This is a genomic window from Novosphingobium silvae, assembly GCF_009856825.1.
In the GTDB taxonomy this organism is placed as follows: domain Bacteria; phylum Pseudomonadota; class Alphaproteobacteria; order Sphingomonadales; family Sphingomonadaceae; genus Novosphingobium; species Novosphingobium silvae.
Genome location: NZ_WVTD01000001.1, coordinates 297,410 through 308,195 on the forward strand (window position 1 = coordinate 297,410; position 10,786 = coordinate 308,195).

Genomic DNA, 10,786 nt, shown 5'->3' on the forward strand with positions numbered 1-10,786 from the left:
GAGGGCGTGAACGTCCCGCCGCCGCCCGGATCGGGCGCGGCCCGCCCGGCATTGACGACGCGCGATTAACACTTTGCCGCAATGCCTTGCGCGGCCTCCTTGCAAATGCAATCCTGCTGTGCGTGACGATGGGCGCAAGTCAGCAGGCGGGAATGGCCGCGAGCGCGGATCCTGCCGCCGGCGCGGCGCAGGACTGGCGCGCCGTGCGCGATGCCGCCGACATCCAGTACGCCCCTCTCCCCCCGCCCCCGCCCGAAAGCCAGCCGGCGGGAACGCCCGAATGGCTCAAGGCCATCGGCCGCCTGCTGGAAGCGATCTTCGAGCCGATCGGCCGGCTTCTCGGCATGTCCTGGCCGGTGTTCCAGTACGTGCTGATCGCGCTGGGCGCAGCGCTCGCGCTGTTCCTCGTGTGGCGCATCGTCGTCGAGCCGCTGATCGAGCGGCGCCGCGCCCGCCCGGCGGACGAGGAGGCCCCGCACTGGACCCCGGTCCGCGCCGAGGCCATGGCCCTGCTCGCCGACGCCGACCGGCTGGCGGGCGAAGGGCGCTACGGCGAGGCGGCCCACCTCCTCCTGCAGCGCAGCGTGCGCCAGATCCGCGACGCAAGGCCTGACTGGCTCAGCGCCGCGTCCACCGCGCGCGAGATCGCCGTGCTGCCGGCGCTTCCGGACACCGGCCGGCGCGCTTTCGCGGTGATCGCCGAGCGAGTGGAGCGCGCGGTCTTCGCCTTGCGCGACCTGGATGGGGACGACTGGGCGGCGGCGCGTTCCGCCTATGCGCAGTTCGCCAAGATCGAGCTGCGGACATGAACGGCGCCCCGCCGCCTTCCACTGCCGTCCCCGTCGGCACGAACCCGTTCTCGCGCTGGGCGGTGCTGGCCATCGTGCTGCTCGGCTCGGCGCTGTTCGTGGCGCTGCTGTGGATGATCGCGACCGGCACCGGGATGGGCGAGGCCAACGACGGTCAGGCCCATGCCGAAGGCCGCGGCCTCAACGGCTATTCCGCCTTCGCCCGCTACCTCGAGCGACGCGGCTACGCGGTCTCGCGCGTTCGCAACGAAGGCGCGCTCGAGCGCGGCGGGCTCCTTGTCCTGACCCCGCCCGCCTTCGCCGACGGCGAGGAGATCGCGAAGGTCGCCGCCGCCCGCCGCTATGTCGGCCCCACTCTCGTCATCGTGCCCAAGTGGTCGGTCGCGGCACCCTCTGGCAACGAGCGCAAGCAGGCGCGCGAAGGCTGGGTGCGCCTCAACGGCATCAGCCCGCCGCAGTGGCGCGGCTTCCTAGACGAGCTTTCCGTCCACCAGGCCGCACGCCCGCGGGGCCGTGCCGTATGGCAAGGCGCGGGCCTTTCCGGCGTGCTGCCCGACCATCGCCACATCCAGCCGGGCGCGGGCACCGGGCTGGTGCGCATCGTCTCGGGCGGCAGGGGCGCCTTCACGCTCGCCGGGTTCCTCGACGATGGCGGCTATTACCCGCAGCTGGAAGCGATCGCGCAGGACCGGGTGCTCCACTCGGGCGAGGACGAGGATCTCTATCCCACCATCGTCGTGTTCGAGCCCGACCTGCTCGACAACTACGGCATGGCCCGCTTCGAGAACGCCCGGCTGGCCGAGGCGCTGGTCCGCGCCAGCGGGGTGGCGCCCGGCGATCCCGTCGGCTTCGACATGACGCTGCCCGGCTATGGCCGCTCGCAGAACCTGCTGACGCTCGCCTTCACCCCGCCCTTCCTCGCCGCCACGCTGTGCCTCCTGCTCGCCGCGCTGGTGCTGGGCTGGCGCGCCTTCCTGCGCTTCGGGCCGCCGCTCGCGCCCGACCGGGTCATTGCTTTCGGCAAGCGCGCGCTGGTGAGCAATTCGGCAGGCTTCATCCGCCGCGCCCGCCGCCTTCACCTGCTCGGCCGCCCTTATGCCGAGCGCGTTCGCGAGCGGCTGGCCCGCGCCCTTGCCCTGCCGCGCGGCCTTCCGCCGGAGCGCGCGGACGCGGCCATAGACCGCGCGCTCGCCGCGCGCGCGCCGCAGGCCGAACCTTTCACCGTGACCGCCGCGCGCCTTCAGGCCGCCCGCCGTCCGCACGACCTTCTGAAAGCCGCGCGCGATCTCCACGCGCTCGAAAGGATGCTGATCCGATGACCGATACGCCCGCTTTTGACGACATCGCGCAGGTCGCAGCGCTGGCAGAGGCGATCCGCGCCGAAGTGGCCAAGGGCGTCGTCGGGCAGGCCGAGACGGTGGATCACCTGCTGATCGCGCTGATGGCGCGCGGCCATGTACTGCTGGAAGGCCCCCCGGGCACGGCCAAGACGTTCCTCGCGCAGTGCTTCGCGGCGACGCTGGGCCTTGGCTTCGGGCGCATCCAGTTCACCCCCGACCTGATGCCCGGCGACATCCTGGGCTCCAACCTGTTCAACTTCCAGACCAGCCAGTTCACGCTTACGCGCGGGCCGATCTTCTGCGACCTCCTGCTCGCCGACGAGATCAACCGCACACCGCCCAAGACGCAGGCGGCGCTGCTCGAAGCCATGCAGGAACGCCGCGTCACGCTGGACGGCGCCGCGCACGCGCTGCCCGCGCACTTCACCGTGGTGGCCACGCAGAACCCGATCGAGAGCCAGGGCGTCTATCCCCTGCCCGAGGCCCAGCTCGACCGCTTCCTGTTCAAGCTGCTGGTGGATTATCCCAGCGTGGAGGAGGAGCGCAGCATCGTCGCGCGTTATGGCGAGAACCGGGGCGCGCCGAGCCCGGCGGACCTCGGCATCGTGCCCGTCGTCAGCGCCGCGCAGCTCGAGGCGGCGACCCGGGCGGTCGCCTCGGTGCGGCTGGCGGAAAGCGTGGTCGACTATATCGTGCGCCTCGTGCGCGCCACGCGCGAGAGCGCCGACCTCGCCTCCGGCGCTTCGCCGCGCGCGGCCGTGCTGCTGGCCGGCGCCGCGCGCGCGCGCGCCGCGCTTGATGGACGCGACTACGTGGTGCCCGACGATGTGAAGGCGCTCAGCTCCGCCGTCCTGCGCCACCGCCTGCTGCTCAGTCCCGCCGCCGAGATCGAGGGCAAGCAGGTCGAAGTGCTGGTCGGCCAGCTCGTCGAGCAGACCGAAGCGCCGCGTTGAACCCCATCGTTCCCACCGCGCGCGCCGCCGTGCTGCTGGCGCTCGCCGCGCCGCTGGCGCTGGTGATCGCGGCGGCGAGCCCTGCCCTGTGGGTGCTCGCGCCCGTGGCCGGGCTGGTCGTGCTGGTGCTCGTGGTCGCCGATGCCCTGCTCGCGGGCCGGGCCGAAGGGCTGGAGGTTCGCGTCCCCACCGACATCGAGGTGGGCGATCCCCATGCCATGTCCGCGCAGGTGCGCTTCACCGGCTCTCCCTCGAGCGCGGAGATGGCGCTGGAATGCGATCCGCGCCTTGTTCCGGGCGGCCGCCTGGACGTCGTGCTCGCACGCAACGAAGGCGCGCTCGCACCCGACCAAGGCGGGCTCACCACAGGCGAGCGACCCGGCGACGACGTGAAGCGCGGCGGGCACGGCTGGCACGGGGCCGGCACGTTCGCGCCTTCGCGGCGCGGCACCGCCGGGGTGGGCCGGGTGTGGCTGCGATGGCGCGGGCCGCTGGGCCTTGGCGCGCGGCAACTGTCCGGCGACCTCGGGCGAGAGGTCCGGGTGTGGCCCAACATCGCCGCCGTGCGCTCCCCCACCCTGCAGACGTTCCTGAAGGATGCCCAGTTCGGCCTTCTCGCCCGCCGCATCCGGGGCGAGGGCACGCAGTTCGAATCGCTTGCCGAGTACCAGCCCGGCATGGACCGCCGCCGGATCGACTGGAAATCCTCCGCCCGCCACGTCCACCTCTACGCCAAGGAATACGAGACCGAGCGCAACAGCCAGATCGTCTTCGCCTTCGACTGCGGCCAGTCGATGTGCGAGCCGATCGCCGGCATGCCAAGGCTGGACCGGGCGGTGTCGGCCGCGCTCGCCACCGCCTTCGTCGCCCTGCGCGGCGGTGACCGGGTGGCGCTGTTCGGCTTCGCCTCGCGGCCCGAGGTATCCACCCCCTTCATCGGCGCGAGCGGTGATTTCCACCGCCTGCAGCGCGCCGCCGCCGGGCTGGAGTACCGCTCCGAGGAGCCGAACTTCACGCTCGCGCTGGCGACGCTCGCCAGTCGCCTGCAGCGCCGCTCGCTGATCGTCGTCTTCTCCGAGTTCACCGATCCCACCAGCGCCGAACTGATGATCGAGAGCATCGGGCGCCTCGTCTCGCGCCATGTCGTGCTGTTCGTGACGATGGACGACGAGGAGCTGGAAGGCCTTTCCGCCGCCCCGCCCGAGGACATGGAGACGCTGTCGATGGCGGTTTCGGCCGACATGCTGCTGCGCCAGCGCGCACTGGTGACCCGACGCCTGCGCCAGCTCGGCGTCGACGTGGTGGAAGCGCCCTGGCGCACGGTCGGCACGCGCCTGCTCGACGCCTATCTAGCCATCAAGCGATCGGGAGCGATCGGATGAACGCCCTTTCCGCCACCCCTTCCACGAACGCCATCGAGCTTGCCGCCCTGCGCTCCGACCGCTTCCGCATCGAGCGCGAGGCAGACTGGCAGCGGCTGGAAGCCATCGTCACCCGCATGGAGAAAGGCCGCCTGCGCCGCATCCCGGACGAGGACCTGCTGGCGCTGCCCGGCCTTTACCGCACCGTCGCCTCCAGCCTTTCGATCGCGCGCGAGACCTCGCTCGATGCAGCGACCCTCGCCTATCTCGAGGCGCTGGTGCAGCGCGCCTGGTTCGTCGTCTACGGGCCGCGCTCGTCGTTGACCGAGTGGCTGCGTGGGTTCCTGGGCGGCGGGTGGAGCGCGGCGGTGCGCGGCATCTGGCTCGACATCGTGGTCGCGCTTGCCGTGATGGTCGCGGGCGTCGTCGTCGGCTGGCTGCTCGTCTCGCACGATCCCGAGTGGTACTTCGCCCTCATGTCGCGCGAGATGGCGGGACCGCGCGTGCCCGGCGCCTCGCCCGAGGCCCTGCGCGCGACGCTGTTTGGCGACAGCAAGCAGGAAGGCATGAGCGTGTTCGCCGCCAAGCTGTTCAGCAACAACGCGCAAGTCTCCATCCTCGCCTTCGCGCTGGGCTTCGCGTTCGGCATCCCGACGCTGCTGCTGCTCGTCCACAACCTTGCGCTGCTGGGCGCCATGGCCTGGCTCTATCACGGCGCGGGGCTGCTGACCGACTTCGCAGGCTGGATCTGCGTTCACGGCACGACCGAGCTTTTCGCCATCCTTCTGGCCGGCGCGGCCGGTCTCCACATCGGCAGGGCCATCGCTTTCCCCGGCGAGCGTCCGATCCTCCAGGCCTCGGCGGAAGCGGGGAGGCGCGCGGCGCTGGTGATGGCGGGGGTGGTGCTGATGCTGGTGGTCGCTGCCCTTCTCGAAGGGTTCGCGCGCCAGCTGGTCGACGACACCTTCGGCCGCTTCGCAATCGGCGGGTTCATGCTGGCGGGCTGGTGCGCCTACTTCTTCGCCTTCGGGCGCGGCGCGGGCAGGCGGCCATGAGCATCGCCACGATGCGGCGGGCGCGGCTGCGCAAGGAGCGCGTGCTCGTCACGCCCGAGGGCATTTCGCTGCCGGTCACCGTCGCGGGGGCGGGCGCGCGGCTGGGCGCGCTGATCCTCGATCTCCTGATTATCCTGCTGCTGATGATCGGCACCACGCTGGCGCTCGCCCAGATCGCGGGCGGCGCGGGCGAGTTCGTGCGCGAGGCGGGCGGGAACGGCCCCGGGGCCAAGGCGATGCAGTTCCTGATGATCGTGTGGATCATCATCATGTTCCTGTTCCGCAACGCCTATTTCCTATACTTCGAGCTGGGGCCGCGCGGCGCGACGCCGGGCAAGCGGCTTGCCGGCATCCGCATCGCCGCGCGCGACGGCGGACGCCTCACCGCCGAGATGGTCATCGCCCGCAATCTGCTGCGCGACATCGAACTGTTCCTGCCCATTCCGCTCATCATGATGGCGGGCGCCGACAGCGGGATGGCCTGGCTGGCGGCCACGGGCTGGTTCGCGATCTTCATGCTCTTCCCCCTGTTCAACCGCGACCGCCTGCGCGCAGGCGACGTGATCGCGGGGAGCTGGGTCCTCGAACGCCCGCGCCGCAAGCTGGAAGCGGCGATGAGCCTGCACGGCGAGCGGGCGGCAGGAGCGGCGGCACAGGACACAGCAGCGGCGGAGCAGTCCCCCTTGGCGCGGCGCTACCGCTTCGAGGAGGCGGAACTGGCGGTCTACGGCGAGTTCGAGCTTCAGTCGCTCGAACGCGTGCTGCGCGACGGGCGCGAGGAGGCGATCGAGACGGTCTACCAGACCATCGCCGCCAAGATCGGCCGCGAGGACGGGTGGGGCGACGAACGGCGGTTCCTTTCGGACTACTACACCCAGTTGCGCGCCCGTCTGGAAGCGGGAATGCGCATGGGCCGGCGCAAGGCCGACAAGCATTCGGAAGGCTAGGCGATGATCGGGAACTTGCGCATCGTGCCGGACGACCTGGGCGGCGAGGCGGTGCTCGCCCTTCTGCAGTTCCACCTCGACGAGATGCACCGCTGGTCGCCGCCCGAAAGCGTCCACGCCATGCCGGCCGAGCGCCTGCGGCAAAGCGACGTCCGCTTCTTCTCGGCTTGGGACGGCGACATGCTGGCCGGCTGCGGCGCGATCAAGCACCTCGATGCGGACCACGGCGAGCTGAAGTCCATGCGCGTCGCGCCGGGCTACCGGCAGCGCGGCGTCGGCCGCGCCATCCTGCTGCGCCTGCTGGAGGAGGCGCGCGAGCGGGGGTATTCGCGGGTGAGCCTGGAAACCGGACGCCCCGCGCCGTTCCTGCCCGCACAGACGCTCTACCTGGCCCATGGCTTCACCCCCTGCCCGCCTTTCGGCAGCTACGTCACGGACGATTTCTCGATGTGCATGACGCTGGAACTGCGCGCATCGGCGGCGGAATGACGTTACCCGCCTGACGGTCCCGGTCCCGCTCCTGTCCCGCTCCCGCCACGCGATTGACGACGAGGGCCCGGCGCCCCTAAGTGCCGCCATGGACATCCGTTTCGCAAACGTTGCCGATGCCGGCGCCCTCGCCCGGCTCGGGACCGACAGCTTCGTTGCCAAGTTCGGCCATCTCTACCGCGCAGAGGACCTTGCCGCCTTCCTCTCGCAGGCGCACACCGAAGCGATCGTGGCACGCGAGATCGCCGATCCCGCCTACCGCGTCTTCCTTGCACAAGACAAAGGCGGCCACTTGCTGGGTTACTGCAAGCTCATCATGGCCTGCGGCTGGCCCGAGCATGCCCGGGGCGCGAACGTGATCGAACTCAAGCAGCTCTACACCGCCCCTGCGGCGACCGGGCAGGGCATCGGTTCCGCCCTCATGGCCCGCGCCGGGGAAGAGGCCGCAGGCTTCGGCGCGGACGAGATCCAGCTCTCGGTCTATTCCGACAATCCGGGCGCGCAGAAGTTCTACGCCCGCTACGGCTTCGGCAAGGTGGCCGACATCCACTTCATGGTCGGCGAGCAGCGCGACGAGGAGTTCCTCTTCGCAAAGCTGCTGGACCGCTAGGCGGCGGTAGCAAGTAGCCTCTTCGCGTTCGGAGTCAGACCCACTTCAGGCGTCGCAGCAGCAGCACTTCCACGGCCAGGATCACCGCGCACAGCCCCGCGACGATCCAGAACCCGTGGGAGCCCTGATCCGCCAGGGGAATGTCGCCGACGTTAATGCCGAGCAGGCCCGTTATGAAGGTCAGCGGCAGGAACACGCCCGCCACCACGGCCAGCACGTATTGCGTGCGCTGGGTGTTCGCGGCGGCCCGGGCGCGAATGTCGTCCTGCAGCACCAGCGCCGATTCCTTGCTGATGTCGATGTCATCCAGATAGCGGCGCAGGCGCGCGATGGACTCGGCGATCTCGCGCCGGTCGTGGTCCTCGAACCACGCGGGCGCGCCGGTGGAGATCGCCATCAGCGCCTCGTGCTGCGGAGACATGTGCCGCTTCAGCGCCAGGCAGTTGCGCCGTATGGTGGCGATCCGGTCGAGCGTGCCGTCGGTGTCCTTCTCGGCGTCCTCGGCCTCCAGCTCGTCGATCATCGCGTTCATGTCGACGATGGCGGGGCTCATGCGGTCGATCAGATGCTCGGTCACAGCCGTGACGAGCGAGCCGGCATCGACCGGCCCCTTGCCCGCGTCGAGATCGTCGGCCACCAGGCGCGGGGTCTGCAGGGCGGCCCGCCGCAGGGTGACGACGCGCACCCCGTCGCACCACAGCTGGATCGAGAGCATGTCCTCGGGCGCCGCGCCGGGGTTGAAGTTGATCCCCCGCAGCGTGGCGACGAGCGTCTCGCCCTCGCGGAACGCGCGCGGGCGGGTGGCATCGCTGGTCAGCAGTTCGGCAGTGGGGTCGGGCACGCCAAGATGGTCCTGCAGCCATTGCTGCACGCCGGGATGGTCCCGCAGGAGGTGCAGCCAGAGCACTTCCCCGCCGCGTGTGGGCGCCCAGTCCTGCACCTCGGCCCAGGCGATGTGGCGCGCGCCGCCCGTCCCGTCGAGCACCCGGCCGAACAGCAGCGGCAGATCATCGGTCCGGTCGGCGTCGGTCGGCATGTCCTCGATCATCGCCTCTCCATGCACCAGATCGCCACGGGGCAAAAGCCGCCTCGGCCGAATTGGCTTCAATCCGTCACCTTGAGCGGCTATGGAAGAGCGCATGTCTTCCATCCGTCCCTGGCGCGACATCGAGCGCCGCAAGAGCCGCCAGATCATGGTCGGCAATGTCCCCGTCGGGGGCGATGCGCCGATCACGGTGCAGACCATGACCAACACCCTCACTTCCGACGCGAAGGCCACGATCGACCAGATCCGCCGGTGCGAGGATGCGGGCGCCGACCTGATCCGCGTGTCCTGCCCGGACGTGGAAAGCACCGCCGCCTTCCGCGAGATCGCGCGCGCGGCACAGGTGCCGCTCATCGCCGACATCCACTTCCACTACAAGCGCGCGCTCGAGGCGGCGGACGCAGGCGCTGCGTGCCTGCGCATCAATCCCGGCAACATCGGCTCGCACGACCGCGTGGCCGAAGTGGTGCGCGCGGCGAAGGCCAACGGCTGCGCCATCCGCATCGGCGTGAACGCGGGCAGCCTGGAAAAGGACCTGCTCGAGAAATACGGCGAGCCCTGTCCCGAAGCGCTGGTCGAATCGGCGCTGGACCACATCAAGCTGCTGCAGGACCACGACTTCCACGAATACAAGGTGGCCGTGAAAGCCAGCGACGTGTTCCTCGCCGTCGCCGCCTACCAGGGCCTTGCCGACGCGGTGGACTGCCCGCTGCACCTCGGCATAACCGAAGCAGGCGGCCTGATCGGCGGCACCGTCAAGTCCTCCATCGGCATGGGCATGCTGCTCTGGTCGGGCATCGGCGACACCTTGCGCGTCTCGCTCTCGGCCGAACCGGAAGAGGAAGTGCGCGTCGGCTTCGAGATGCTGAAGGCGCTGGGCCTGCGCACGCGCGGCGTGCGTGTCGTCTCGTGCCCCTCGTGCGCACGGCAGGGCTTCGACGTGATCCGCACGGTGGAAGCGCTGGAGGAACGCCTGCAGCACATCAAGACGCCGATCTCGCTCTCGGTCCTGGGCTGCGTCGTCAACGGCCCGGGCGAAGCGCGCGAGACCGACATCGGCCTCACCGGCGGCGGCAACGGCAAGCACATGGTCTACCTCTCAGGCGTGACCGACCATGTGATCCAGAGCGAGACCATGCTGGACCACATCGTCAGCCTCGTCGAAGCCAAGGCCGCCGAGATGGAAGCCGCCGCGCAGGAGCAGGCGGTAGCGGCAGAGTAACCGCGCCGAGCGACAGGACCGCGCCCCGCTGCGGCGCGGCGGCGCGGCGGCGCGAACCGGCATTCAGGCCAAGCGCTGCCGGGCGCGAAAGCTCCGCCCTTCCGGACCCGATCGCTCCTGGGCCCTCATACTCGCCGTGATGATCCCGAAAGCAGCCTGTCCGCTTCCGCCCCGTTGCGGTCATTGCAGAAGCCGCGCCTTAAGTTCCACTGAGTGAAACACAACGCATATTGGCGTCTGTTCAACAGCCAATCAATCGCCTTCTTTGACGAATCGAGTATGGACCTCTTTAACGTAGCTCACTGCGGCCCCTGAACGATCTATCAACACGGGGGCCGTTACGCCGACCATTTGAGCGCAAGCGACATTTGCATAAGCTTGGGGCTCGTCATTGCCCGCTTCGCAACGGTCGACTAACCCCGTAGCGGAAATGAGTAGATTTGTTTTAATGTCGAGGGTGCCATTTTTTCCGTTGGGCAACCGGTTAACGCTCAGTACTTGCTCCGGCCGTAATTCGATCTGCGGCTTGTCCATTGGAGGGCTGTACACAGTGATGATTGTGCGAATACGGCCATATGACGGTTTTCCCTCGATTTTTGCAGCAATAAATCTGATGCCGAGAGTCATGGAACAGATTTTTCCGAGGTTGGCTGTATCACCCTGTCCTTCTCCCGGATCGCAGGCAGTAATCTTTCCGTCCGGAGCCACGTCCAATGTAACAGCTTGGTAAAGAGGCTCATTTGAGGTCGCACTTACACGCGCGGTCGCAATTCTCTGAAAAAGTTGGTTTGCTACCCTCTGGTCGGCAGAAGCAGCAACTAATGCACCTGCCAGTGAAATTATGCCAATTACCATGCTAATTAGTTCCTAGTTTAAAATCCATTTAGCATGAACGGATTGGTCATTCCAGTTCTCTGCCACCGCTACGAACCTGCGTCCGCTTTCCATCCCTCTC

Annotated in this window: 11 protein-coding genes; 9 read left to right on the forward strand and 2 right to left on the reverse strand. The window is 69.0% G+C overall.

Translation table 11 applies throughout. From position 1 onward, the window contains the following. Positions 1–152 precede the first annotated feature (152 nt). From GR702_RS01525 to GR702_RS01560, 8 genes are all read left to right on the forward strand, one after another. Positions 153–809, forward strand: coding sequence for a hypothetical protein (locus tag GR702_RS01525; protein ID WP_160984179.1), 657 nt, complete (start codon positions 153–155; stop codon positions 807–809). Beyond that, positions 806–2,128, forward strand: coding sequence for a DUF4350 domain-containing protein (locus tag GR702_RS01530; RefSeq protein WP_160984180.1), 1,323 nt, complete (start codon positions 806–808; stop codon positions 2,126–2,128). Before GR702_RS01525 ends, GR702_RS01530 begins: the two co-directional genes overlap by 4 nt. Continuing rightward, complete coding sequence (locus GR702_RS01535) at positions 2,125–3,102, forward strand: AAA family ATPase (protein ID WP_160984181.1); 978 nt, start codon at positions 2,125–2,127, stop codon at positions 3,100–3,102. The genes GR702_RS01530 and GR702_RS01535 overlap by 4 nt, the downstream gene beginning before the upstream one ends. Then, a complete protein-coding gene (locus GR702_RS01540; RefSeq protein WP_160984182.1) occupies positions 3,099–4,484 on the forward strand; it encodes a DUF58 domain-containing protein in 1,386 nt (461 codons plus the stop codon). Before GR702_RS01535 ends, GR702_RS01540 begins: the two co-directional genes overlap by 4 nt. Then, entirely contained in the window at positions 4,481–5,518 is a 1,038-nt protein-coding gene (locus tag GR702_RS01545) for a stage II sporulation protein M (protein ID WP_160984183.1), read from the forward strand. Before GR702_RS01540 ends, GR702_RS01545 begins: the two co-directional genes overlap by 4 nt. Next, entirely contained in the window at positions 5,515–6,465 is a 951-nt protein-coding gene (locus GR702_RS01550; protein ID WP_160984184.1) for an RDD family protein, read from the forward strand. The genes GR702_RS01545 and GR702_RS01550 overlap by 4 nt, the downstream gene beginning before the upstream one ends. 3 nt (positions 6,466–6,468) lie before the next feature. Next, complete coding sequence (locus tag GR702_RS01555; protein ID WP_160984185.1) at positions 6,469–6,954, forward strand: GNAT family N-acetyltransferase; 486 nt, start codon at positions 6,469–6,471, stop codon at positions 6,952–6,954. 88 nt (positions 6,955–7,042) lie between these two features. Further along, complete coding sequence (locus tag GR702_RS01560; RefSeq protein WP_160984186.1) at positions 7,043–7,564, forward strand: GNAT family N-acetyltransferase; 522 nt, start codon at positions 7,043–7,045, stop codon at positions 7,562–7,564. A 34-nt stretch (positions 7,565–7,598) separates the two neighbouring features. Here the strand turns inward: GR702_RS01560 and GR702_RS01565 are convergent, their stop codons facing one another. Continuing rightward, positions 7,599–8,612 (reverse strand): zinc transporter ZntB, encoded by a 1,014-nt coding sequence (locus tag GR702_RS01565; protein ID WP_160984187.1) that lies wholly within the window; start codon positions 8,610–8,612, stop codon positions 7,599–7,601. A gap of 91 nt (positions 8,613–8,703) precedes the next feature. Between GR702_RS01565 and ispG the strand changes: the two genes are divergently transcribed. Further along, positions 8,704–9,831, forward strand: coding sequence for a flavodoxin-dependent (E)-4-hydroxy-3-methylbut-2-enyl-diphosphate synthase (ispG, locus tag GR702_RS01570; protein ID WP_160984188.1), 1,128 nt, complete (start codon positions 8,704–8,706; stop codon positions 9,829–9,831). Between the two features lie 252 nt (positions 9,832–10,083). Here the strand turns inward: ispG and GR702_RS01575 are convergent, their stop codons facing one another. After that, positions 10,084–10,686, reverse strand: a complete 603-nt coding sequence (locus GR702_RS01575; protein ID WP_160984189.1) for a hypothetical protein — start codon at positions 10,684–10,686, stop codon at positions 10,084–10,086. Between the last annotated feature and the right edge of the window lie 100 nt (positions 10,687–10,786).